This window comes from Oceaniglobus ichthyenteri (genome assembly GCF_003057885.1).
Lineage (GTDB): Bacteria > Pseudomonadota > Alphaproteobacteria > Rhodobacterales > Rhodobacteraceae > Oceaniglobus > Oceaniglobus ichthyenteri.
In genome coordinates, this window is the sequence record NZ_QAGK01000018.1 from 12,894 (window position 1) to 39,194 (window position 26,301).

The following is a 26,301-nucleotide window of genomic DNA, read 5'->3' on the forward strand; positions in this document are numbered from 1 at the left end:
CGGCTGTTCTGGATCGAGGATCTGGTGCTCGACAATGTCCGGCTCGAAGCCATCCACACCCAGCAATACCACTATGCCTGGCATTTCGAGGACGTGGCGGGGCTGACGATGACCGATTGCTTCCAGCAGGGCGGCGAGCGCGGCATCCGGGCGACCCGCACCAGCGGTATTTCCGGCAGCATCACGATCAACAACTTGGAAGCCAATACACCGCATGTCTTCCGCTAGGTCAGCACCGGCTCCGGCGCGCTGAGCGTCACCCATGATGCCTCTTACACGCCGGTGATCGATGCGGCCGATGTCGCCATCACGCTGATCCCGGCCTGATCCTCATGACCATTCCGGAGCCACGCCAATGAAAGCTCTTTCGCCCGACCTGCAGGCCCACCTCATTGAGGGCACCACGACACTTGCCTGGTGCTGGCGGATCCTCCGCGCCGATGGCGTGAGTTTCGGTTTCACCGACCATGATCTGACGCTTCGCTTTGACGGGACCGACTTCGAGCCGGAAAGCGGGTTGACGGCTTCCGAGGTGCGTTCGGGCTCGGACCTGTCCGTTGATGCGCAGGATGCCGAGGGCGTGCTGACCTCGGACCGGATCACCGAAACCGACATCCTCGACGGGTGCTGGGATAATGCCGAGGTCGAGGTCTGGCGGGTGAACTGGGCCGACACCGGCCAGCGGGTTCTGATGCGCCGCGGTGCCATCGGCCAGATCCGGCGTGGACGGCTCGCCTTCGTCGCGGAGGTCCGCTCGCTGACCCATACCTTGGGTCAGACAGTGGGGCGGACGTTTCAGGCGACTTGCGATGCGGCACTCGGGGATGCGCGTTGCTGGGTCGATCTGGAGAACTCCGCGTTCAAGGGCACCGGTGACGTGATCGATCTCCTGCGCGACCGGGCTTTCACCGCCTCGGGGCTGGGCGGCTTCGCCTCCGGCTGGTTCACCTTCGGCACGCTCGAATGGACCAATGGCGCGAACGCTGGGCGGCGCACCGAGGTGCTGGGCCATGACGTGACGGACGGCATCGCCGTGCTGAGCCTGCTCGAAGCGCCGGTGCGGGCCATCGCCGAGGGCGACGCCTTCACCATCCGCGCGGGCTGCGACAAGCGCATGGAGACCTGCGGGGCGAAGTTCGCGAACACCGCCAACTTCCGCGGCTTCCCACACATCCCCGGCCAGGACGCCGTACTCCGCTACGCCACCAAGGACGGTGGGCACGAGGGAGGCGTGCTTTGACCTCCGCTGATCCCACCCGCGTCATCGCCGTCGCGCGCTCCTGGCTCGGCACGCCGTATCACGACCAGGCGAGCCTGCGCGGCGTCGGCTGCGATTGCCTCGGGCTCGCCCGGGGCGTCTGGCGCGAGGTCGTGGGTCCAGAGCCGTTCCCGATCCCGCCATACAGCCGGGACTGGGGCGAGACCGGGCCGCGCGAGGTTCTGGCGGACGGCGCGCGGCGGATGATGATCGAGGTGTCGCCCGCCGAGGCTGGTCCCGGCGCGCTGGTGCTCTTCCGCATGACGCCCCGCGCCATCGCCAAGCATGTCGGGATCCTGACCGCGCCCGACAGCTTCCTCCACGCCTACGAGCGGCTCGGCGTGATCGAGGAACTGCTCACCCCATCCTGGCGGCGGCGCATCGCCTTCGCCTTCCTGTTCCCGCAACGCTGAGATTCAACCATGGCAACGCTTGTCCTCGGCGCGGCCGGCGCCGCCATTGGCGGCAGCATCGGTGGCGCGATCCTCGGCGTGAGCGCCGCGACCATTGGCGGCTTCATCGGCTCCAGCATCGGCTCGGTCGTCGACAGCTGGATCATCTCGTCGCTGGCGCCGACGCAGCGCATAGAGGGCGCGCGGCTCGACACGCTGCGCATCACTTCCGCTACCGAGGGCGCGGTGATCCCGCGGCTCTATGGTCGCATGCGCATGGGCGGCAACATCATCTGGGCGACGGATTTCCGCGAGGAGACGAAGACCACCACCCAAGGGGGCGGCAAGGGCGGCGGGGGCGGCAAGGTCAAGACCACCGAATATCTCTACTACGCCAGCTTCGCCGTGGCGCTTTGCGAGGGGCCGATCACGGGGATCGGCCGTATCTGGGCCGACGGCAAGCCGATGGACCTCTCCGGCGTCACCTGGCGCTGGTATCCCGGCGACGAAACACAGACGGCGGACCCGTTCATCGCCGCGAGGATGGGCGCGGCCAATACACCCGCCTATCGCGGCACCGCCTATGTGGTCTTCGAGGAGCTGCCGCTCGGCAATTACGGCAACCGCCTGCCGCAGCTGAGTTTCGAGGTTTTTCGCCCGCTCGCCGATCCCGACACCGCCGAAGGTCTGACCCGCGCCGTCACCATGATCCCGGCCTCGGGCGAATTCGCCTATGCCACGCAGGGCATCCGGAAGGGTGGCGGGGGAGCGCAGACCGCTGACAATCTTAACGCATTGACCGACACCGCCGACATGGTGGTGGCGCTGGACCGGTTGCAGGCCATGGCGCCGAAGGTCGAGAGCGTCAGCTTGGTGGTGTCCTGGTTTGGCGATGATCTGCGCGCTGGACACTGCCAGGTCCGGCCGAAAGTCGAACTGGCCGCCAAAAACACGACGCCACAGACATGGTCGGTCAACGGTGTGAACCGGGCGGCGGCACATCTGGTCAGTCGCGATGGTGAGAATCGTCCGAACTTCGGCGGCACGCCTGCGGATTTCACGGTGGTGCAGGCGATCCGGGAAATGAAAACCCGAGGGCTGCGCGTCACCTTCTATCCGTTCGTGATGATGGACGTGGCGCCGGGCAACACGCTGCCCAACCCATATTCGGACAACGCCGCCGAGACCGGCCAGCCCGCGTTCCCGTGGCGCGGGCGGATCACCTGTTCGCCTGCCGCAGGTTTCGCGGGGACCGTGGACAAGACCGCTACGGCCGCCGCGCAGGTCGCGGCGCTATTCGGCGCGGCCACGCCCGCGAGCTTCAGCGTTTCGGGTCAGTCGGTCTCCTGGACCGGGCCATCCGGTGACTGGGGTCTGCGGCGCATGGTGTTGCACTACGCCCATCTCTGCGCAGCGGCGGGCGGGGTCGATGCCTTCCTGATCGGCTCGGAGATGCGTGGGCTGACGACGATTCGCTCGGGTGCCTCCACCTATCCGGCGGTGCAGGCGTATCGGGATCTGCTCGCCGATGTGCGCTCGATCCTCGGATCCGGCACCAGGATTGGCTATGCGGCTGACTGGTCGGAGTATTTCGGGCACCAGCCGAGCGATGGCAGCGGCGATGTGTTTTTCCACCTCGATCCGCTCTGGGCCGATCCGGCGATCGATTTTATCGGCATCGACAACTACATGCCGCTCTCCGACTGGCGCGACGGATTTGACCATGCCGATGCGCAGGAGGGCTGGCCCGCGATCTATGACCGGGCCTATTTGCAGGGGAACATCTCGGGTGGAGAAGGCTTTGAGTGGTTCTATGCCAGCGCTGCCGACCGCACCGCGCAGGTGCGGACGCCGATCACCGACGGCACGGCAGGAAAGCCCTGGGTGTTCCGCAACAAGGATCTGCGCGCCTGGTGGTCGAACCCGCATTATGACCGCCCGGGTGGGGTGGAGAGCGGCGCGCCGACGGCATGGGTGCCGCAATCAAAACCGATCTGGTTCACCGAGCTTGGCTGCCCCGCCATCGACCGGGGCACCAATCAACCGAATGTCTTCTTCGACCCGAAGTCGTCGGAGAGCTTCACGCCGCATTTCTCGCGGGGCTGGCGGGATGATGCCATCCAGCGCGCCTATCTCGAGGCGACCTATCTGTTCTGGAGCACGCAAGCCAACAACCCGGTGTCCAGCGTCTATGGTGGGCGCATGGTCCACGTCTCGGAATGTGCCGCCTGGACCTGGGACGCGCGACCCTATCCGTATTTTCCCGAACTCACCGAAGTCTGGGCCGATGGACCGAACTGGCGTCTCGGCCACTGGCTGACCGGGCGGCTTGGCGCGGTATCACTCGCGGCGCTTGTCCGTCACCTCTGCCTGCGGGCCGGAATGCCGGAGACCCGAATCGACGTTACGGGCCTTTGGGGCGCAGTTGAAGGCTACGCCATCGGCGCGCTGGAAAGCCCGCGCGCCTCGATCACGACGCTGTCGCGGCATTTCGGCTTCGATGCCGTCGAGACCGAGGGGGTGATCCGGTTTGTCATGCGCGGGCGTGGATCCGTCACCACCATCTCACCTGACGATCTTGTTGCCGCTCGCGAAGGCGACGTTCTGGAACTCACCCGCGCGCAGGAAACCGAACTGCCCCAATCGCTGAAGTGGCAGGTGGCGCGCGCCGATGAGGATTATGACGCCGCACAGGTCGAGGCGCGGCGCATCACCGTGGACACGACGCGGATCGCGTCCGAGTCCTTCCCGATGGCGGTGCCGCCCGAGGAAGCCGAGCGCCGCTGCCGCCGCGCGCTCATGGAAGCCTGGACCGGGCGAGAGACAGCTGCATTCCGCCTGCCGCCCTCGCGGCTGGCACTTGATCCGGCCGATGTCGTGACGCTGGCCCATGACGGGCGGCACATTCCGCTGCGGCTGGTCTCCATCGCGGATGCTGAGGCACGCGCGATCGAAGCCGTCCGCCAGGATCGCGAGGCCCACGACCTGCCGCCCGGATCGCCACGACCGTCATCCTTGTCGGCAGCCGTGGTGTTCGGCGCGCCCGAGGTGGTGCTGCTGGACCTGCCGCAGCTGACCGAGGGTCAGTCTGCTCATCGGCCGTTTGTCGCGGCCCATGCTATTCCCTGGCCGGGCGAGATGGCGGTGTTTCGCAGCCCCTCGACCGATGGCTTCGAACTGCTGACGACATTCGGCGGGCGGGCGCGGATCGGGACGCTGGTCGCAGACTTTTACGCAGGTCCCAGCTCGCGCTTCGATCTCGGCAATGCGCTGGTGGTCGATCTGCTGACCGGCACGCTGGAAAACGTCACCGACCTGACGCTCTTCGGTGGCGCCAATGCGCTGGCCGTGGAGAGCGCGCCCGGAACCTGGGAGATCGTCCAGGCGGGCAGGGCCGATCTGATCGCGCCGGGCCGGTATCGCCTGACCCGGCTCCTGCGCGGCCAGCGTGGCACGGAAGCGGCCATGGCCAACCCGGTGCCTGCAGGCGCACGGGTGGTGGTGCTCGACGAGGCGCTGGCCTCATTGCCAATCGCCGAGGCTGATCTCGGATTGCCGTGGAACTGGCGCATTGGTCCGGCCAGCCGGTCTGTCAGTGACGAGACCTATGTCGCGCAGACTTTCACGCCTGCGGGCGTGGGTTTGCGGCCGTTCTCGGTGGCCCATGTTGAGCAGCCTTGGCGCAAACCGCGCACGCCCGGCGATCTGACGATCCGCTGGACGCGACGCTCCCGGGCGCTTTCGGCTGATAGCTGGGGCGCGGTGGAGGTGCCGCTGGCCGAGGGTGAGCAGGGACCCTGGCCCCAGTGGGGCCAGGCAAGCCCTGCGAACGAGGCCTACGAGATCGAGATCCTCGACGGCGCCACGGTGAAACGGGTGCTGAGCGCGACCACGACCAGCGCGATCTACACGGCCGCCCAGCAAACCACCGACTGGGGCGGGCTGCTCGGGCCCGGCGAAGCGCTCGATATCCGCATCTTCCAGATCTCCGCCCTGATCGGACGGTGTGCCGCCAAAGCCATTACGCTCCAACTCTGAGGACCGCTATGTCCGACACCACGACCAACCTGCTGCTCCCTTACATTCTGGCGGCGCAGGCCCAAAAGCATGTCACCCACAACGAGGCGCTGCGGCTGCTCGACGGGCTCGTGCAGCTTTCCGTTCTCGATCGCGATCTGGCAGCACCCCCGGCAGGCCCGGCGGACGGCGACCGCTACATCGTCGCCAGCGGCGGCACCGGCGACTGGGCGGGCTGGGACCTGAACGTCGCGCTCTGGACCGATGGCACCTGGCTGCGTTTACCACCCCGCACCGGCTGGCGCGCATGGATCGAGGACGAAGACCTGCTGCTGGTCTATGACGGCGCGACTTGGATCGGCACAACCCCGGCGGCGCTGCAGAACCTTGCGCTGCTCGGGCTGGGCACGGCCGCCGATGCCGCCAACCCGTTCTCCGCGAAGCTGAATGCCGCGCTCTGGACAGCCAAGACCGTGGCCGAAGGCGGGACCGGCGATCTCTTCTACACCATGAACAAGGAGGGGGCGGGCGACGATCTCGGGCTGACCCTGCAGACCGGCTTTGTGACCAAGGCGCTGCTGGGGTTGTTCGGGTCTGACAAGTTCCGCCTCGCGGTCTCGGTTGACGGCAGCACCTTCTTCGACGGCCTGACCGTCGACAACGCCACCGGCATCGTCGATCAGCCGCAGCTGCCGCGCTTCAAGGCGTACACGAACTACGACAACTATGTCGGCGTCGGCACCTGGACCAAGATCGGCCTCAACAATACCGACTATAACGATCAGGGCGCGTTCGACGCTATGAACAATCACTTCGTCGTCCCGGTCGACGGCACATATCTGTTCGGCGCGACGCTGCTCTACAAGATCAATGCCAGTGCCACGTCCCGCATGCGTGGGCGGCTCGTGCTGAACGGTTTGAGCGAAATCCGGGGTTCCTTCGGCGAGATCAGCGGCGATCACGTCACTGAAGCCACGGCGCTGTGGTTGCAGACCATGGTGCCGCTGGGTGCAGGCGATACCGTCGAGCTGCAGGGCGATTTCCGGGTCGCCGACGGTTATTTTGCGGCCGACGCCACCAGCTTCTGGGGGGCGAAAATCGGATGACCCTGAAGCCGACCCTCGCAGAACAAATTGGTGATGCCTTCCGCGACCATGGGATCACCGCGGCCATCGGCGTCTGGCTGACTTTCGTCGCCGGACTGGCGGCTGCCGTCACCCGCAAGGCGTTCACCAATGAAGCCTTGCTGCACAAACTGGAGCAAGAGCTTGAGGCCGAGCGCGCCCGTATCGAAAAGCGGCGCGACGAGGACCGAAAGATCGATCACGACCGTCTGGCCCGGATCGAGGCTGACATCCACGACATGCGCAACCTGATGCTGCAAGCCTTTCAACGCTATCCCGACAGGTGACCCGCGCACCTTTCCGGTCATCTGCACACCCGTCCGTTTGGCGGGGTGAGCCGGGATCTGCCTGCAAGGCAGACGGGAGGGTCTAGTAGGCCTTCCTGCGCGGCGAACGCACCGAGCCCCGGCGAGGGGTGTGAATCGGCATGCGAAATTGACCCACTTGGGTGGGTTATGAGCGTGCAAAATTGACCCACCTGCCACGTTAGCATCCGCGCTGAATAGCGCGGAGGAATGAGCAGGTGATATTGATGGAAAGTGTATCGAAGATCCGTCGTTGGATATTGGTTGAGGGTCGCAGCATCCGATCTGTGGCGCGGGCAACCGGTTTGTCGCGGAACACGGTGAAGAAGTATCTGAAGGACGACAGTCCACCGAGCTATCAACGGCAAGCGCCACCGACCCGGCATAAGCTGTGCGATGGATTTGACGCGCGGCTCCAAGAGCTTTTCGAGCAGGATCACAAGCGCCCGCGCCGGGAGCGGCGGACGGCCACGAAGCTTTACGAACAGCTCGTCTCGGAAGGGTATACTGGGTCCTATTCTCCGGTTCAGCGATTTATCCGAGACCTCAAACGTGCCGATGCTGGATCGGGAGAGGCGTTTATCCCCCTGCATTTTGCTGCCGGTGATGCGCTCCAGTTTGACTGGAGCGAAGAACGGGTTGTTCTCGGTGGTGTCGAGCAGAAGGTAAAGGTTGCTCACTTCCGCCTGTGCCATAGTCGCAAACCTTTTATCGTAGCCTATCCCGGCGAGAGCCAAGAGATGGTGTTGGATGCTTTTGTACGGGCGCTGTCCTTCTACGGCGGGGTTCCGCGACGGGTGATCATCGACAATCCCAAAACGATGGTGACCTATGTCTCCCGCTCGAAGGACCGAGTGTTCCATCCTCGGTTCCTGGCATTGATGAACCACTATGTAATGGAGCCGGTTGCCTGCACCCCCGCGTCGGGTTGGGAGAAAGGTCAGGTGGAGAACCAGGTCCATTTTTTACGAGGCCGATTGTTTGTTCCCATGCCAGCTTTTGATGATCTGGATGGGCTGAACAACTGGTTGCGTCTGCGCTGCGAGGAATTGGCAAGCCGCGCCCATCCTGATCAATCGTCCCGCACGATTGCGGAGGTTTTTGAAGATGAGCGCGCCGAGCTGCGCCCCCTGGGGCGGGCTTTTGATGGTTATGTGGAAAAGACGGTGCGGGTCCGTTCCACCTGCCTGGTTCAATATGCCAGCAATCGCTATAGCGTGCCTTCCCGGTTTGCAGGCCAGCATGTCTCCTTGCGCGCCTATGCAGGCCGGATCGTGCTGGTGTCAGGCCAGGACGTTATTGCCGAGCACAAGCGTCGCTTCACCCGCAACGTCAGCTACTTTGAACCTTGGCATTATGTTCCTCTACTGGATCGCAAGCCCGGCGCTCTGCGCGACGGCGCCCCTTTTGTGGACTGGCAACTGCCTGAGGCCATGCATCGGATCAGGGAGCATTACATGGCTGGCAAAGGCGGGGACCGGGAGTTCGTCGATCTGCTTCTGCTGGCCCAGGACCACGGAATCGAGGTGGTGGAGACGGCCTGCGAACTGGCAGTTGAACAAAACACGTTGCGCCTTCCTGCCATCACCAATCTGATCAACCAGTTGGTGGAGCCAATCATCACGCCGTTGAATGAGGGCAATGTCTATCCGCAGCTGACCGTGCGGCCCGAGGCCGACTGCAAGCGCTATGAGGCGCTCTGCTCGGCCGAGGAGGCTGCCGCATGAACGCTCTCATCGACCAACTCACCGCCTTGAGGCTGCATGGAATGGCAGCTTGCGCCCATGATTTGCTGTCCGCGCGCAAGCCACCAAGTCTGACCACAGCGATAAAGCAACTGATCGACGCGGAAACTGTAGAGCGGCGAGTGCGTTCCATCCAGTATCAAATGCGCATCGCGAAGTTCCCCCATCATAAGGACTTCGCCACCTTCGATTACGGCGCGGCCGCGGTGAGTAAGGCCCAGATCGAACCCTTCTGCTCGGGTCAGTTCACCGAAGAGGCGCACAACCTCATCCTGGTCGGCGGAACCGGGACAGGCAAAACTCACATCGCCATCGCGCTTGGAACCACATTGATTAACAACGGCAAGAAGGTCCGCTTCTTCAACGCGGTCGATCTGATCAATGCCCTGATCAAGGAACAGGCCGACGGCAATGCCGGGAAGATCATCCGGCAGCTGTCGGCCCTGGATTGCGTCATCATCGACGAGTTAGGCTACATCCCGTTCCCGAAATCCGGCGGCGCGTTGCTGTTCCACCTGATCAGCAAGCTCTACGAGAAAACCAGCGTCATCATCACCACCAACTTGGAGTTCGGGGAATGGGTCGCTGTCTTCGGTGATGCCAAGATGACAACTGCGCTCTTGGATCGCGTCACGCACCACTGTGCCATCATCGAAACGGGCAACACGTCATATCGCTTCGCTCAGAGCAAAAGTCGCAGAGAAAAATAGCCACGTCGCAAGCAAAGCCCCCAGACGGACTCGCTATATGAGGGCGGTCCGCCTGGGGGCTTTGTCACCCAATAGGCGGGTCAAAATTAAACGCTGAAACCGGGTCACTTTTAAACGCTCATTGACAGCGAGGGGCCGGAAACTCGTTTCTGGAGGACATCATGACTACGACTTTTTACGACCATTGGCGCGACGTACCGGAAGCCACCTGGCGCTGGCCAAACTTCTCTCCCGCCGAAATCGCCTGCCGGGGTACCGGCAAACTGCTGATCAATGAACCTGCGCTCGACAAACTGCAGGCGCTGCGCGACCGGCTGGGCAAGCCGCTGATCGTCCGTTCCGCCTATCGCAGCCCGGAGCACAACCGTGCCGTTGGCGGCGCAACCCGCTCGAAGCACATGGACGGCGCGGCCTTCGATATTGCAATGGCGAACCACGACCCGGTGACGTTTGAGGCTGGGGCACGAGGAGCGGGGTTTCTCGGGTTCGGCTTCTACCCGCGCTCGGGGTTTATCCATGTCGATCTCGGGCCCGCGCGCCAATGGGGCGAGCGCTTCCCGGTCCGCGCGACGGCCTTCGCCGAGGACACGCCACCCGCGCGCGAAGCGCTGGCCGAAAGCCGCACAATGAAGGGTGGTGGCGCGGCCGGAGTTGCGACGCTGGGCGCAGCCGGGGTCGAGGTCGCGCAGAATGTCCTGGCTGACACGCAGGACGCCGTTCTGCCGCTGGTGCCATATCTCGACACGCTGCGTTGGGTGTTCATCGCCGTGGCGCTCATTGGCATCGCGGTCACGATCTATGCTCGCCTTGATGATTGGAAACGGGGGCAGAGATGATTGCAAGCATTCTTGGTGGATTGGCTGCCACCCCATGGATGCGGGCGGCCCTACGCTATGGTGCGATCGCTCTCACCATCGTTTTGTTCCTGCTGGCGATCCGCCGCTCCGGTGAACGCGTAGGCCGGATCGCTGAACGTCTTGAAAACACGGAGAAGGCCAATGATACTCAACGCCGGATGCTGGAAGCGGCGGCTCGTCGTCCTCGCAATCGCGACGAGCTGGTTGACCGGCTGCGCGACGGCGGGTTTTGAGACCGGCGGCGTGGCGGCATGTCCGCCGGTCGTGGAGTACAGCAGGGAGCTTCAGGCGCGGGTGGCCGAGGAATTGGCGAGACTGCCGGACGGATCGGCAGTCCTCGAAATGATGGGCGATTACGCCGTAATGCGGGAGCAGGTGCGCTTATGTCAAAGCTGAAGCACGTCCTTCGTGTTCGCTACAGTTTACGGATAACCTTGGTTGCTATCAGTGCCTCAAGATGAGCGCGAAGGTCCTGAGGTACCTTACCTCCATCTATAACCACACCTGCTTCCATATTTTTTTCCATCGCGTGTCCAGTCAAGTTTGCACTGGTCAGAAAAGCAATTTCACCATCGGCGACAGCAACCTTTGCGTGAACTTTGCCATCTGCGAAGGGTGCTGCTCTATCAGTCCAAGCAAAAAGAGCTGCGACAGGAACGTGCTTTCGCATGGTGGCGACTGGATCTACCGAGAGACTGCCGCCATGAGAGGCTGAGCTCTCCAACAGCACTTTGACATCCACGCTGCGCGAGATTGCTGCATTCAATGCATCGACCACAGTTGGGAAATCAAATGCAACGAAACTTACGAGGAATATGTCGGTCTTCGCTCGATTTATGAGATCCAGTAACACTTGTTCTGTTCGGCGTGTCGGGACGAAGGGGGTTTGAGGTCCGGTCCAAACAAGTTCGACGTTGCCTTCTCGAAGTGTATGACGACGCAAGTGGGAGGCACCAATTAGCAAACCGGACAAATGCTCTCCAGAAATCGCAGATGTCTTCCAGCTCGACACGAGATCATCCAATGCCGCGCGCGCAGCAGGAGTGCTTACAAGCTGGTGAAGAGTCCGCCCAGCAACCTCAGGGGTTGAAACACGGATCCGGTCAGCAATTGACTGCACTCGAGAGGGAGGAAGCAGAGAGACAATTTCTGTCACGGCAAGCAGGACCGGTTCCATCAGATCGTCTCAAAGAAAGCTGCATCAGGGTTTTCGAGCGTCGGCACGACGAGCGAGCGATCAAGGTGGCGATTTCCCCGTTCACATGAAGTCTCCGAGACGAACGAGCAGGCATGACACGCGGCACCGTGCAGAGATTGATCCTTGCTGGGGTCATGCTCCGAACACAACGGATCCGACGCACAAACATGTGCTCGTTCAAGTGCCTGGCGCAGTAGTCGACCAAGGTTTTCAGGTTTTCCTAACTCCACAAGGCCTCCGAGGGTGCCATCAGAGTCGGCGGCAGCCGTGTAAATGAGAAATCCGGCTTGGTCGTTTCCATCTTCAACATCTGCGTAAATTCGTTCGCGAATACTCGCGGCATTATATCCGCACTCAAGGGCAAGCTCGCGGATCAACATGTGCGCGAGTGTATGAAGCATCACATACCGGATGCCGGGATAGCCTTCTTCGGGATCAAGGTTTCGCTTGTGCCGCCATCCGCGGTGCCCTTGACGAAGTCGCTCATCTGCCGCCTTGACAGCCGCTTTGTCTGCCCACGTCTGCAGTATCGCGGAGTCAAAGCGAATGAATATTCCTTCACCATGCACCTGGGTTGCTGGCACCCAACTGGGCGCACTTCGACCAAGGGGTGCCCGTGGCGCGGCCTCGTCGCCGGCACCTTCCTCCGGTGATTCCACTCTCGTAAACCCCAATAGTGCGTTCACCTCACGAAGGCGCTCTAAGAGCAGCACCCCAGAGATGGCTGAGCTGAAACCTTTGGGAACCCCGACTTTCTTGCTCATAAAGTGGGGGTAATCAGTAGGAGGTTTGGCAGCGGTAAGAGCGTCCCATTCGGGACCCTTTAGATCGCTTTGGTCGACCGTGGAGCCGCCCGTGCGATGGTTTTCTACCGCCGCCCAGATCTGCTCGTTGGTAAACTGTTCAATCCCCGGAAGCTGTGCAGTCTTCTTCAAGGTCTTAACCACAAAGCCAACCTCGGCTTCCGAGCTAATGTCTTCAAAGAAGGTCCAGCCATCGGCGATGATCTGTGATAGCGGATCGCCGGATTGAGGGATCGCCAAGGCCGACAGGGTGACTGGAAACCAACTATTAGTCGCTCCCAACAGGATTGCTCGCGGAGCTTCTTGGCAATCGTCTTCGAAACGGTCGACGTGCGGGTGACGTCCGCGACAAGCAGGTAAGTTGTCACGCCCTGCCTGGCCGAATGCTTGCGCCATATTTTTCGACGCACCACAGCCGTCACATTTCACCCAAAGGTTTTCAGTCTGCAACGAGGCCCCACTTTCAAAGAACCTTAGAGTTGCCCGACAGGAACTAGGACCGCCATGCACGAACCAGTCCCAAGCGAAATCATCCAAATGACCTGCGCGGCAGGCCATTAGGAAACGAGCCGGAACGGCATCCGCGTCGCGCGCTCTCTGATCGTTTTTTGAACCTCTGCAACCCTCGTGTACGAAGCGCGTCAGCTCTGGCCGGTATCTATTTTCCCGCAGCCTGAACAAGCCTGCGTCGTACGGGGATAGCAATCCGCATTTCACGCAGCGCAGCCACCTAGGAAAAGGCTTGACCGGGACGCCGATGAGTGCGGCGGCCGAGAACGGGTCCACGACATCGCCATCTCCAACTGGTGGCATTCGTAGTGCTTCGACCTGTGGTCCAAGAACGTTTCTTACATTTGCCAGGAGGCGCGCTTCTTGGATGGGCTGACATCTGTCTTTTTCCCAGCGATCAATACCCATTGTGACGACCGATAAGTTTGGCAAGTCGATTAGTGCGCCAGGACCATAGGTCCAGAGAAGCTGGCTGGGGCGGATTTCTCCAACGGGTGTCCTGCTCATTCTGAATCCTCCTCGTCCGTCGTAATTCGCGGTCGCCAAGTTGGATCACTGTTCGAACGATCGTCCTCCATGATGAGCCTTACACCGGGTTCAACTTCACGCATGGACATCGGGACGGTCCAATCGGTCCATGGCTTTATCCCTGGCTTTGCAAGGAGCGGGTAGGATGTTGGACCGGCACCATGTTTTTGGTAGACTAGTGTTCTACCTCCGACGCCTGCCTCATTGGCCCAATCGTCGGCTCGGCTTTTCATTTCGTCTTCGGTCAACCCCTTCTTCGCAGAGTCTTCGGTCACTTCCCACGTTCGTGCGCTGATTGCACCGATCGTTTCCAGCATCTCATTGCGACTAGGGCTGGTCATCGCGCCGGCACCGTCATTTGCAGAAAATGGATCGTAAGTATGGCGCATGATTGAAAGCATTGCGCCGGTGAGTCCTCTGTCCAACGCGCGCGGCGAGAATGGTGTAACAGACTGGGCCTCAACATGCTGATAGAACGTCGCGTGGTAGTTCTCGTAGGTTTCGTAGTGCGAAAGGTCGCGAGGACGCGCCCAGGTCAGAACGGTGGCAACGAGGCCCGGTGACGCTCGGCCTACACGGCTGGTTGCCTGGATGTATTCCGCCGTCCCTTTGGGTTGACCGTTGACTACCATTACCCCGAGACGGTTCACGTCGACGCCAACGGAAAGCATGTTTGTAGCCAAAACCGCGTCGATTGGCTTCGCGTCGCCAGGTGTTCTATCGGTCAGCCATTTGCCCTGAACCGGATCAAAGGTGCCCTCAAATGGAACTTCCAATTGATCAAGGTATCTAGGGATGTCTTGACTGGAGACCCGCGATGTCAACTCGCTGATTTCCTCGACGCGCCGCTGGGAAAGTCCCGGGCGATCCACCAAGCTCATGTTGACTCGGAAGGAACGTGTCTGAACATCGTCCTCTGCCAATCGCTTCATTCCACCAAGCTCACGCAGCGAATTGAAATAGCCAACCAACGTCATATAGGGGTCGGCCACCGGTCCGAACCGATCGAACAGTGCCTGTGCTGCGGTCAGGAAGGCCGTATAGGTCCTTATAAGTACCGCTGGCCGCGAACTGCCTGGTGCGCAGAGCCCTATGTAGCGCCGCCCTGGCTTCTCATGGATTGGCCTCTGAACCGAGAAGAAATTGTCTTCGACATCAAGCCCAGATGGCGGAAAAACTGAAGTCCTGCGCATAAACACGTTGCGTACTTGATCATCAGCGCGCCGCACCGTCGCAGTGGATGCGACAATCTTTGGGCGCACCGTGTTCTCCCCAAGCTTCCAACTGCTTAGTTCATCCACTGCCGTTTCATAAAGGCCTACCATCGTGCCGAGCGGACCGCTGATCAGGTGAAACTCATCTTGGATGATAAGATCCGGTGGGCGTATGGCTCGGATCGGCTTCACTTTGGCGGCGGGATACGCTCCAGCAGCTCGGTGTCCGGTGCCACAATCGTGGCTTGGCCACAGCAAGCCATGGCGCGTACATTCTTGTTCAACTCTACCGAAAAGAGCGCGAACTTCTGGCCGCCATGCCATCATGGCGAATTTGTCCACTGTAGCGATCATCATCGTAGGTGGCCGATGATAAATTTCCTCGTCGACCACCTTCACAGGCAAGCCCGGATGGGGCTGACCGCTTGATTTCGCTTTTGAAAAGTCGCAACTGCCCAGCTTGTCACCACAATGGATCAGCGTTCTACCACCAATCTTGTCCACCTCGATGTCGCGGCCACCAGAAATTTCAGAGCCGCACCAAGGGCAACTCGTCAACTGTGCAGGTGATGCAATGCCAGACTTGTTGCGGTCGTTGTTGCGAATTGCACCGATCGCCTGGTGGGACGCGTCGGTAGTCCCAGGGGTGACACGGTTGCCAACCCACAAGCCAAGCGTGAACGGTTCCTTGCCCCAAATCGTATCGTCTGAGCGTCGGATAACCTCCATCGCACATAGAAGCGTGGTTGCCCTCTGGAACTGCTGCAGCGTCAGGAGCCTCAACGTATAGCGCATAATCACGGCCAGGCCTCGCGAAGCGTCGAGACCTCCCAAGTCATTCTTCAAACGGCGCATCGCCATCGCGAAGGCTGCTACACCCAGATAAGCTTCGGTCTTGCCACCACCAGTCGGAAACCAAAGGAGGTCGGCAAAAGCCTCGACCGGCTTGGTCCTATCTCCATGTGCTGGATCTGCCAGGGACGGGATCGACAGCAGCAGGAATGCGAGCTGAAAGGGTCGCCATGATCTGTTCTTGGGGACGTCCAGTGAAGCAACGTCGACCGCCTCGTTCCGTCTGCGCTTGAGGGCATAGATGCTTCTTACGCGCTGCATGGCCATGGATCGGTTTGCAAAACGGAACGCGTTCAACGCATTCGCGTCCGTGAACAGGGTCTCCATTCCCTCCCGCAGACGGACCTGTATGTCTTCACAACGAGCGATAACGTCCTTGCCGGGATCATCGAAACCCACGATTTCGCTACCCAGTCTCGCTTTCTGTTCATTGATCCACACGGCATAGTCGTCGATTAGGCAACCGAGGGCGTCGCGCAACGCATCCGGTTCCATCTCTGCCAGCCTCGACATGTCGAGCCAGCCTTCGTCGATCATGCGCCGCATGGCTGGGCGGTCACGCCGGTCGAGACCCGGTGTCTCGGTAACTGCGACTTCGTAGCTCGGGATGATCTGTGTGGCCACTCGTACGGCCGTCTTTGGATCATTTTGCGTTACATCGACGTGAACCGACACCCCATGTCCCACCGCGAACTCCAGTCGGTTGCGATAAATGAGAGCAAGCCGATCGCGTTCCTCATCGTCAACTACGACCTCGTTGGATGGACGACGCCTAAATACCGATTTGTCAGCCGTATCTTCAATAGCTTCTACAGCAATTTCAGGCTGAAACAGCCAGGCGCGGTCTTTGTTGTCGCTCGGCTCAATTTGGCCGTTCACGAGGAAGACCGTTACGAGGCGTTCGCCCTTCTGGTTTGTTCGAACCGTACCTTGCAGTCTTACGTCTGGCTGGTCGGGATCAGGAACCGATGGCTTGATCTGCCCATCCACCAAAGGCAGCCTAACAGGTCCGCCACATGGGAAACGCTGCCATACCCTGACCTTGACCTCCTCTTCGCGACCCGTTTGACGATTGCGTCGAGTTTTGACGATGTCATGTTCATCATTGGGAACGCGATCATAGCGCCCCCATCGAGCATCTACATTCAGTGTTTCCACGCCGGGTGCGACGCAAAATGTCAGACCCATGCTGGAAGGCACGAGCGACTGATTGTTGGTCGTGTCGATTTCGTCCAGCGTATCGTCTTCTGGAACGACACGCCCGGTCGCGCTGGCGAATTCAGCGCCGGGTTCGTGCAGAGATGCCGTGCGTTCGTCCTCAAGGTCTCCAGCCTCATCCGCAGCAGAGGCAGGTTCTACTTGCGCAGTCTGATCCTCGTCTGGTCGTCGCGGGGCAAGTTTTCCAACCAGATAGCGATCGCGGACGCTCATGTCCTTGATCAGTTCGTGAGGGCCCTCGGCTGGACCGAGCAGATCGTCGCGGACCGACAGTTCGAGGAGATCGCGAACATAGGTTACATCATTGCTCAAGGGCACCGCATCGGGGTTCGCAACGCCGAGCAGTGGAAGCGCGCGCAGAAAATCGTCCCAAGGCAGACGCATCACTGGTGCGGTGGGTACAGTCAGACCGGGTTTAGAAAGCGGTACCCCCGGATCAATGATCTGGAACTGATCGAAATAGATCGTTCTGCCCTTGATGTCCGAGCGGATGCGAAGGATCCGACCGACTGCCGTTATGTGGTCATTATCATCCAGGACGAGCGACCAGTCGCTCGGCGCAATGGCGCTTTGATTGGTCGGTCCGGCCTCAACTCGGAATGTGAAAGGGGAAGAAGTGGCTGCACCAGTAACGATCCATGAGCCCACATCTTCCTTGGTTGCGGCAACTAATTCAGTCATTCGGGGCTATCCTTCATGTTCCTCGTTATCCGATGTCGCATCATCTTGGTTGCTTTCTTCCCCAAAATGCTTCGCGAAAGCCATTTCGACGGCCTTACAATCAACTGAATAAGCTTTGCAGACCAATACCTCCAAATCCAGAAGCGAGATATCATCAGGCATCTGCAAATCCAGTTTGGCTGGTATTGGAAATGCAGAAATCTGCGGCGGCCCAAAGCGCAGATAGCCACCCGATAACGCCAGGCCGCTGTAAAGGCCGAAATAAATCAAGGCGCCTAGTTTTGAATTAAGAATCGCAGTCAAGCTTCGCAGGCTAGCGCCGTTTTTTGGATCAAGAATAATCACAGTCGATTTTCCGGAAAGATACTCGCCTCGGAAATCAAGGAACGCCACTGGTCGCTTTGCCATACCAGAGATGATTATCTTCGGCTTCAAAGCTTGTTCTTGTCTCTTTTTTGGAATTTGTTTTAGATTTGCAATGGGCTTCTTGTAACGTGTTTTCAAATATTGGACAGGCGCCATTCCCCAGGTTGATCGGAACGGTCTTATATTTCCACTAACTATGAACTTGCAGAAATTTGGTGGAATCTCACGATCGCCTATTTCTTCAATTGCTGGTATTATTTCATAAGCCTCCGACACCGTTGCAGCGCCGGAAACGGACGCACATTTGCACAGCTGAGTTGTTTCGGTCAGCGCATTCTCGACGATTTCTGAAAAGTCTGAGAGTATGAATCCCCAAAGAAATGACGGAGCATTGGCAAACGCGGCTTGACCCACAGCCTTCCGAGGACTTTTCTGCACTGTTTCCACGAATGCATCTACGCCGGTCCGGGCCATCCTCAAGACAAGAACAATTGGGTATACGCTTGCTGAGAATACGCGAATAGACGAGTAATCAGAAATGGACTGAATTTCAGATTTCGTTACAAAAATTCTACGGAGAGATTCCGCGTACTCTGCGCTTAGAATCTTGTTCGGTACTATAAATCCTACGAGTCCGGAAGTTGCACATATGTGGAGGGCGCGCTCAAAAAACAACACATAAAGATCGTAACTCCCAGTTGCAGATGCAAAATTAGTCGAAAAGAATTTCTTGATATTTGCGCTATTTTCAGCTTCTGAAAGAACAACAGCATTAACATAAGGTGGGTTACCTATCACCGCATCAAAGCCCTGAGTATCGCGTTCGAATACTTCCGGGAACTCAATTGGCCAGTGAAAGAAATCTTCTTCTTTTATGGCCACTCCAGGTGCATTTCTGTTGATGAAGATCTCATCAGCCTTAACTGCCAATTTTGTCAGTTCAGCCCTGAGCGATCTTGCATTTTTAGAAAATCTTATAGAGGTTTTTACTAGTTCATCGGCAATTAGCTTGGGGAGTTTCAGTGCTGAGCGAGATTCTGCGTCGAGCGCGGCTATTGCATCTACGTCCCCGATGTCCCGTATGGGTATTGCCCTAAGGCGCATACGAAGCGAAACCGCCTCGTCCACTGCTGATTGGATGTTGCGCCCGAACAGTCGAAGCTGGCTCGAACCCTTAGGTGCCATATCGAGTTCGATGAGCTGCCGGATATCATGGACCCCGAGAAGGCTGTCACCACTGCGGAGGTTATGGTCGAGGAAACCAAAGGGCCGTCCCTTCGACATGGTGGTCAGCCAGAGCGAGAGCTTAGCCAGCTCGACGGCGAGTGGGTTTTTATCCACGCCATAGAGACACCGCTCGGCCACTAGTCTTCTAGCAACAATTGAGCGCTCCTCTATATCCGGCGAAAGCGGTTCGAAGCCTTCGCAACTAGCATCACCGATGATCCGGCCCTCGCTGTCGACCCTCATACCTTTCGCCTCGGTGACCGACCAAGCCTCAACCAGTCGGTCTGAGAGCCACCGGCACGCCTGAACCAGGAATGCACCCGACCCCATCGCAGGATCGCAGATCTTGAGGTCCAGCAGGTCCTCGGTACTTCGTAGCTCCCATTCCTTGGGTGTTTTGCCTTCGGCCGGACCGAGATAGGCCACCGGCGTCAGCGTTTCTTCGACAATCTTTTCTGTTAGGCTCTTCGGCGTGTAATGCGTTCCGCTCTCGTGTCGATCGGAACCAAGCACGACTACGAACGCTCCCTTCTGATGGACGAGGGGGTAACCCCACGGGTCAGTTCGCAATAGGTCAGCTAAGGGCAGTATTCTGTCGCGCAGGGCTACATCTCCGCGGCAGACGGTCAGAAGGCGAGCGGCCAACCGATCATCGACTTGCCGTTCGAGCGCATTGCGAATTGCGGACTCCGAACGTTCGCTCCGTTCTTTGAGAAGTTCCACGACCCTCGTGGTACCGTCGAGCCGCGCGGATTCCATCTCTCCAAGCGTGATCCGAGGGCTCTTTGCCTTCGAACCACCGTCGAGCTCCAGTGTTACGTCGTCGACCCGCTTGACGGTGCGTTCGAGCAGGCCTTCGTAGACGTGCCCAATCTGTTCCACATCCAGCGCACGGTAGGACAGCGCACGACCCTGGAAGGTTTGAATGGCCTCCAGCAGAAGCAGAACCGTCCGGTCGTCGATCGGAAGCGGTTCTGCCGGATCGGTCCGCCAGAAGGTACCTTTCTTACGGCCTTCGAGGAACGGATAACGGTCTGGATCGAAAAGCGAACCTCCGAGCGCTGGTAGCCGGAGGGTGGGGTGTTCGATCCCGCCAAATACGCCCCGGAACAATCCGAGCAGGCGTGACCACGCAGAGCGGCGGCGCTCAAGGATTTCCTCGGAGACCGACCGCAGCTGCATGCGTAGGCTGGAAATGGCGTAGAAGGAGTCATAGCGAGGATCGCCGAGTAATAGCAGTCCACGTTCTTCAGCGGCCAATAGGAAGACCAACCGCATCATGACAGTCAGGCTGGCCTCATAGAGCTCTCGCGGGTCGACATCTCGGAGAAGCTCTTGGTTGCGGTCTTGATTTGCACGGTCCAGCGACTGCACAAGAACCTCGACCGCCCGCCGCACCTGCTCGCCTAGAGCTTCGGTGACGTCGTCCTGATGCTTCAGAGACCGTTCGAAAAGTGCGGTCAGTCTGCCATCGTCGGGTCCGAAGAAACGACGTACACCTAGTAAACTGACGAAGGCGCGCAACGTCTCAGGTTCTTGCCCCCAAAGCCGCGCATACCAGCTTGCAAATCCTGCGACAGCGCCAACCGGTGCATGAACTAGCATCCAGCGCTCCCCATTGGTTACCAAGCCGATAGGGCACCCGGTCGCCCGGAGCAGTGAGACCATCCGGTCTGCCGGCGTAATGGCCAAGCCGTCAAAGCGATGGGTTGCTTCGAGGTTGGTATCTGGTGCGTAGACGTGAACGAGGAGCAAGGGTTCATCGTCATTCGTCGGATTGACGACTGCCATATCTGGCGTAATCGTTGTCCCATGTTCCGGCATCATCATGGTCAAGCTCGCAGGGAGGGTATCACCACTGCGTAGAACGGCGTCGTCTATCTCGAGAGAGGTTGAAAGAACTTCTTTCACCCAAGCGGCGTGGAGCTCTGTCAAATCGACATCCTGGATGTCTACCGCTTCCCGCCATTCTTCGTATGTCCTGCGAAGGCGCTGTGGGTGGCCAGAACTTAGAGCTTCAAGCCCTTGGGGGAATACGTCTTTTAGAACGGGAACAGCCAAGAAGGGCCCCGATACTTCGACGAGGTTGAGCCACTCGTGATCGTTACTCATTTGGATTCCTCCGAGGAGAGCTTGCTCGGCACTAGGAGCACGACGGCGACGGGGAAGGTGTGCTCAATGGTATTCGAATACCGGTCCTCGACAGCCTGTATTTCTTGCTGCCGTTCCTTTGGCAGTCGAGCCAAACGCGCTTCCAATGCAGCAAGGTCACGCTTTAGCTGAGTGCGTTCGTCTTCGGTGAAAAGAGATAGTTGGACCGGCTGCTCCTCGGCTTTGATTTCGGATTTCAGAGCCTTCTCCAAATCATCCAAAACCTGCCGGATATCTTCGGCTTCCTTTTTCTTTCGGCTTTCGATCGTGTTTCCGAGAAAACGCAGCCTGTCTTTCGATCGCGCTTCAACGGTTGCAAGAATGGAGTCGCGCTGTTTGTCAAAACGGGTACGCAGAGCTTCGAGCGTTGCGCTGGACACGGCAGCAGGCTGCGAGGTGTCGAGCCAGCGCCTGATCTCCGTAACTCGGTCTTCCCTGCGGAAACCTGCCTCACGCAGGTATCCGCCCGCTTCAGTGAGTTCTTCGTGTAGGCGGTGGTGGTTTCCACCTGTCACGATCAGCCGGGACAAAACGACAACAGCCGGTCCATCCAACTGCTCATCAGGAAGAGAGCGAACCGTGATGCGATGGAGTTTTTTGACATCATCGCGTGCCCAGATTTCTGCCCGAAGTAGGCGCAGGCTCATCTGGACCAGTCTGTGGTTAAGGTGAACCAGAACGACGTCATCGCGGCCTTTGGCAACATCATGGTCGAACGTTATGGGGCGGACCTTCTGGGTGTAAGGGTGCTGGAGACCTTCAAGGCATCGTGACCACGAACCCGAAAGGGAGGGCATGCGGAAAACTGTTCCGTCCGGCGCATCATGCAGGCTGATAGGCTCTAGGTCGGGCTTGTCCGCAAGCTTGAGGGCAGTACTGACAGCGCGTTGGATGTGATCCGGGAACAGGCTCTGTTCGCGACGCGTTTCGCTCAGGCGATCGTGAAGCTTAGCCACGCGATCACGCAGATCCCGTTCAGCTTTCACGAAGCGGCGAGATTTCTCCATCCTGGCTTCCGCGGCGCGCGTATCCAGGTCCCTGCGGCGGCCCTCAAGTAAATCGGGCAACTGTGGTGTGATAACGGGATTAACGCTGCCCATATCGGCCCGCATTGCATCAAGCTTTCGCAGGGCGCGCAAAATGTCATCACCATGTCCGCCCTCGGCATCCACGGGGTGCCAGATGACGACCTCACTGGCTCTCTGTCCGTGGCGATCAATACGACCGTTTCGCTGCTCCATGACGTTTGGGTTGTAGGGTATCTCCAGGTGGATCATCAGATGACAATGGTTCTGAAGGTCGATGCCTTCGGAAGCTGCATCCGTCGCCAACAGAATTCTGACGGGAGAAACCGACGGACTGGCCTGAAACGCAGCCTTTACGTCCTCTCGTTCCTTGGGATCCATACCCCCATAGATCAAGGCCAGCCGGTCGCCACCAAAGCCATTGGCGACTAATATCTCCTGCATCCATTGCTGCGTTGCACGGTATTCAGTGAAGAGGATTACGCGCTCGTCAGTCCAGCTATCACCCTCGCGCAGATGCTGGGTGAGCCATTTTAGGATGGCTTTAGATTTGGCGTCTGAGCGTCGAGCTGCTTGCTGTGCCCACGATCGAAGCCCGCCGAGCATTTGGCGCTCTTCACCATTAGGCGGACGAATGTGCTTGCCAGCTTCTTCGATCGCCTCCGCTTCGGCTGCATCGCGCTTAGCGTCGTCGGCATAGTTTTCTTCGGTTTTCGAAATGGCGCGCCTCAGAATTCTATCATCGAATTTCTTCCTGCCATTTTCTGCGCGTCGATGTCCCTCTATCGTTGCAATGTGACGCTCAAGTGTGGCGGCGAATGCGGCTGGACAGGACGACAATCGCTTCCGAAGCAGCTGATGTACGAAGTGATCAACGGCTCGGCCGTCCTCTGCTGAGTCCTCTCGTGCTTTTATGAATTCCTCGAGCTTTTGGCGCGCGTCCCGTTCCTCACCAGAATACTCGATAGGCAAAGGTTCCAGTCGGCGTTTCGGATAGAGCGGTTTTCCATTTGCATCGACTAGGTCGCTCTTGAGCCGCCGAACCATGACCCGCGCGAGTTGCTGATCACTGGGCAGCACGTTTCGGGCAAAGCGTTGGTCATCCAGTAGTTCCAATAGCGCCGTGAAGGATTCCGTGTAGCCGTCGTGCGGCGTTGCAGTGAGAAAAAGCTTATGCTGGAAATGAGGTGCCGCAAGACGGACCAGTCGTGTTCGCAGGCTTTCCACGGCATAACGGCCGACCGTGGGGGAGATGTTGTGTGCTTCATCGATAATCAGTAGATCGAATTTTCGAGGATGGCTCACATGCGGAGGTAGAGCATCTCTCAAGAGCCGCAGACCTTCGCCTTGTTTTGCCCAATCCATCGAAGTGATGAGGCGAGGAAATGAAGTCCAGGGGTTGGCGTGCAGGCCACGCTCCCGTCGCAAGTTTTTTACATATTCGGTGTCTACGATCCGGAATTCGAGCCCGAACTTCTCCTGCATCTCGGCCCGCCATTTTTCCTGTAGGGAGGCTGGGCAAAGGACAAGAACGGTCCTAGCACGATGGCGAAGCAACATCTCTTGAACAACTAGACCAGCCTCAATGGTTTTGCCGAGGCCCACATCATCTGCAATCAGGAGATTTGTGCGCGCCATGTCGATTGCACGCACAAGTGGATCAAGCTGAAAATCCTCAATGCTAACGCCGCTGCGGAATGGGGCTTGAAGATAGCCGCGATCTGCATTGGTGGCAGCGCCCCAAACGACTGCATCAAGAAACGCCTGCAATGTCTGCGCGTCATCCAGCCCGGTCATACGTGGAAGCCCTGCGCGTTCGATCACATGCGCGCCGGGTTCGAGCTCCCATAACACTTCGATCTCTTCGCCAAGTGAATCCTCATCGATCGATGCGAGGCGAACGAGGTGTTGCTTTGCTCGCCCAGGGGCGATAGCGCCTGCGTTCACTTCGGATACGATCCATTGCCGACGCCTGACTTCGACGAGTTGGCCCGGTTCAGGCGCGGTGCCATGAGTAATTTCCGATGTGGTTTCATCAGCAGTCATCGACATGCCCCGGTTCCATTCTTCTTCGTTGACAGGATCAGCTCTGCGATGCGGTCAGCGGCATCGTTTGCGTCCTCGTGTTCCCAAATTCTGATCACTCGCCAGCCAAGTTCGGACAGACGTCGGCCTGTATCAGCGTCCCGCGAACGATTTTCTTCAATCTTTTCCCGCCAGAATTCAGCATTGCTCTTGGGCCACGAGGCATGCTCAGGACAGCCATGCGAAAAACAGCCATCGACGAATACAGCAACGCGCGCAGAGACGAAGACAATGTCTGCGACCCGGCGGGGCTTTGTAATCAATGGAACCTGCAATCGATAGCGCAGCCCTCTTGAGTGCAGGGCCCTCCGAAGCTCTACTTCACATCGCGTGCCTTTCTGCCGCACGCGTGCCATTCTGCGGCTGGCTTCATGCGACGAGGGGCTTGCGTTCACCATCTCTTGGGGCTCTCTCCTTTTCGTCAGGCCGTTCTTGATACATTGCGCCGAGGTGCTGATTGATGCTTCGACCTATCACCTCACCAAGCGTTACTGGGACTGCATTGCCAATCATTCGACCCAAAGCCTTGAAGTGAATAGGGCCACCATCGGGGACAAACGAATATGAGGTTGGGAACCCCTGCAGAATTGCACCCTCTCGTAACGAGATTGCACGCTCTTGATCCGGATGCCCGAACCTGCCGTTGCCGAACCCGTAATATTGGGTGGTCAATGTGGGAGAGGGGGAATCCCACTCCATCCGCCCGTAAACGCCTGGATAGGTGCGACCGGTCTCTTTGCGATGGCATGCTGCGACAAGGTGTTCAGGCCAATCCCTCCAAGTGCCGCCAGGCCGCGATGCGCGTATTCGCTCCACGTTCAGGGGGGAAAGCTTGGATGCCGCATGCATGGCATCGGCGTGGGAAGCTTCACCGTTAAAAAGAGGAGGGAGCCCGCCTATTGCGTCTCGCACGGTTCGTCTGTTTTCAGGTTCCGGCGCGACTATCTCGATCGGCCCCAGTCTCGAGGCGAGCAGCACCATACGCCGCCTGGTCTGAGGGAGGCCGTACTTCGTGCAATCGACCACGCTTCGATAGACATGGTAGCCTTGGTCCATCAGCGAGTTTGCAAAATCGTCGAAAACCGCATGCTTGGCGACAGTGGGGACATTCTCCATCGTCACTATTTGGGGCCGCGTTTCTTTGACGAGGCGGTCGAATTGGTAAAGGAGGCCCCAACGAGGACTGCTCAACACATCATACCTTTGAGAGTAGGTCGAAAAGGGTTGGCAAGGAGCGCAGCCCGCCAGAACCCTGATTGCGCTCTTCCCGTGAAGAGCGTTCAGCTGTTCCCCCGAAATCTTGCTGACGTCTTCTTTTATGAATTTTGCGGCGTTGTTGAATTCGAATGGGTGACGACAGCTTTCTTCAACGTCGACACCTGCGACGACATCAATTCCCTCTTTTTGCAGGCCATGGGTCAGGCCCCCGGCACCACAAAAAAGGTCAATGCATGTCACGTCCTTCATTCTTGTTCTTACTCCTCAAACGCTTTTGGCCTCACGCCTTGAATTCATCTCCGGCTTTGCCGTTCCTGACCCATTCATCGACCTCGTCAGTCTTGAACTTCCAAAGCCTGCCAACCTTGTGCGCGGGCATTTCGCGTTTGGATATCCACCCATAAACAGTGTCTTTGCTGACACCGAGGTAATCTGCTATCTCTTCAACAGAGACCCATCGATCGGTCATGGTGCGGCCCTTCCAGGTCCAGCCTACTTACCTTGGTGCAAGCTTTACACTCTGCTTCGCCTGAGTAAACCGGAATAAGTGGGATTAAGCCCGTTCTCAACGAGTTAAGAGCGTAAACCCACTTGGGTGCCCTTTGCCGATTGCCAAGCACATCATTGCACGTCTGGGCAGCGCGTATCCGGACTCAGAACTGAAGCAGGCGCGCCGATCCGCGCCAACCCTCGGCACGCCTGCAATTGTCGCAACCACATGTGCGGTCGCGCGGTCGGCGAAACCTCGGCCGACCTGGTGGGCTCCGAGCGGGTTCGCCGCCATCCCCACCGCCGCACTTGATCCGCCCCACAGTGC

The 26,301-nt window shown here is 59.0% G+C and carries 17 protein-coding genes; 9 read left to right on the top strand and 8 right to left on the bottom strand.

Annotated elements, in window-relative coordinates; translation table 11 throughout:
* Positions 1–355: 355 nt before the first annotated feature.
* The 9 genes from C8265_RS17925 (at position 356) to C8265_RS17965 (ending at position 10,641) form a co-directional block, all read left to right on the top strand.
* On the top strand, positions 356–1,240 hold the full coding sequence (locus C8265_RS17925; protein ID WP_108485415.1) for a DUF2163 domain-containing protein: 885 nt from the start codon (positions 356–358) through the stop codon (positions 1,238–1,240).
* Positions 1,237–1,671, top strand: a complete 435-nt coding sequence (locus tag C8265_RS17930; RefSeq protein ID WP_108485416.1) for an NlpC/P60 family protein — start codon at positions 1,237–1,239, stop codon at positions 1,669–1,671. The genes C8265_RS17925 and C8265_RS17930 overlap by 4 nt, the downstream gene beginning before the upstream one ends.
* 9 nt (positions 1,672–1,680) lie before the next feature.
* Positions 1,681–5,688: a baseplate multidomain protein megatron gene (locus C8265_RS17935; protein ID WP_108485417.1), complete on the top strand. Its 4,008-nt coding sequence runs from the start codon at positions 1,681–1,683 to the stop codon at positions 5,686–5,688.
* A gap of 8 nt (positions 5,689–5,696) precedes the next feature.
* Positions 5,697–6,773: a DUF2793 domain-containing protein gene (locus C8265_RS17940; protein ID WP_108485418.1), complete on the top strand. Its 1,077-nt coding sequence runs from the start codon at positions 5,697–5,699 to the stop codon at positions 6,771–6,773.
* Entirely contained in the window at positions 6,770–7,078 is a 309-nt protein-coding gene (locus C8265_RS17945) for a hypothetical protein (protein WP_108485419.1), read from the top strand. The genes C8265_RS17940 and C8265_RS17945 overlap by 4 nt, the downstream gene beginning before the upstream one ends.
* 245 nt (positions 7,079–7,323) lie before the next feature.
* A complete protein-coding gene (gene istA, locus C8265_RS17950; protein ID WP_108485420.1) occupies positions 7,324–8,823 on the top strand; it encodes an IS21 family transposase in 1,500 nt (499 codons plus the stop codon).
* A complete protein-coding gene (gene istB, locus C8265_RS17955; RefSeq protein WP_108485421.1) occupies positions 8,820–9,551 on the top strand; it encodes an IS21-like element helper ATPase IstB in 732 nt (243 codons plus the stop codon). Before istA ends, istB begins: the two co-directional genes overlap by 4 nt.
* Before the next feature lie 161 nt (positions 9,552–9,712).
* Positions 9,713–10,387, top strand: coding sequence for a YcbK family protein (locus tag C8265_RS17960; RefSeq protein ID WP_108485422.1), 675 nt, complete (start codon positions 9,713–9,715; stop codon positions 10,385–10,387).
* Entirely contained in the window at positions 10,384–10,641 is a 258-nt protein-coding gene (locus tag C8265_RS17965; protein ID WP_108485423.1) for a hypothetical protein, read from the top strand. The genes C8265_RS17960 and C8265_RS17965 overlap by 4 nt, the downstream gene beginning before the upstream one ends.
* 182 nt (positions 10,642–10,823) lie before the next feature.
* Here the strand turns inward: C8265_RS17965 and drmC are convergent, their stop codons facing one another.
* Genes drmC through mads1 form a run of 8 tightly spaced genes read right to left on the bottom strand, consistent with a single transcriptional unit; the run spans position 10,824 to position 25,953 of the window.
* Positions 10,824–11,585, bottom strand: coding sequence for a DISARM system phospholipase D-like protein DrmC (gene drmC / locus C8265_RS17975; RefSeq protein ID WP_108485425.1), 762 nt, complete (start codon positions 11,583–11,585; stop codon positions 10,824–10,826).
* Positions 11,585–13,426 (bottom strand): DUF1998 domain-containing protein, encoded by a 1,842-nt coding sequence (drmB, locus tag C8265_RS17980; RefSeq protein WP_108485426.1) that lies wholly within the window; start codon positions 13,424–13,426, stop codon positions 11,585–11,587. Before drmB ends, drmC begins: the two co-directional genes overlap by 1 nt.
* Positions 13,423–17,412 carry a DISARM system helicase DrmA gene (drmA, locus tag C8265_RS17985; RefSeq protein WP_108485427.1) on the bottom strand — a complete coding sequence of 1,330 codons (3,990 nt, stop codon included), beginning with the start codon at positions 17,410–17,412 and terminating at the stop codon, positions 13,423–13,425. The genes drmB and drmA overlap by 4 nt, the downstream gene beginning before the upstream one ends.
* A gap of 6 nt (positions 17,413–17,418) precedes the next feature.
* Positions 17,419–21,117 carry an Eco57I restriction-modification methylase domain-containing protein gene (locus tag C8265_RS17990; RefSeq protein ID WP_108485428.1) on the bottom strand — a complete coding sequence of 1,233 codons (3,699 nt, stop codon included), beginning with the start codon at positions 21,115–21,117 and terminating at the stop codon, positions 17,419–17,421.
* Complete coding sequence (gene drmD, locus C8265_RS17995) at positions 21,114–24,233, bottom strand: DISARM system SNF2-like helicase DrmD (RefSeq protein WP_108485429.1); 3,120 nt, start codon at positions 24,231–24,233, stop codon at positions 21,114–21,116. Before drmD ends, C8265_RS17990 begins: the two co-directional genes overlap by 4 nt.
* Positions 24,224–24,664 (bottom strand): DNA mismatch endonuclease Vsr, encoded by a 441-nt coding sequence (locus C8265_RS18000; protein WP_108485430.1) that lies wholly within the window; start codon positions 24,662–24,664, stop codon positions 24,224–24,226. The genes drmD and C8265_RS18000 overlap by 10 nt, the downstream gene beginning before the upstream one ends.
* Positions 24,636–25,733: a DNA cytosine methyltransferase gene (locus C8265_RS18005; protein ID WP_108485431.1), complete on the bottom strand. Its 1,098-nt coding sequence runs from the start codon at positions 25,731–25,733 to the stop codon at positions 24,636–24,638. Before C8265_RS18005 ends, C8265_RS18000 begins: the two co-directional genes overlap by 29 nt.
* 31 nt (positions 25,734–25,764) lie before the next feature.
* Positions 25,765–25,953: a methylation-associated defense system helix-turn-helix domain-containing protein MAD1 gene (mads1, locus tag C8265_RS18010; RefSeq protein WP_108485432.1), complete on the bottom strand. Its 189-nt coding sequence runs from the start codon at positions 25,951–25,953 to the stop codon at positions 25,765–25,767.
* Between the last annotated feature and the right edge of the window lie 348 nt (positions 25,954–26,301).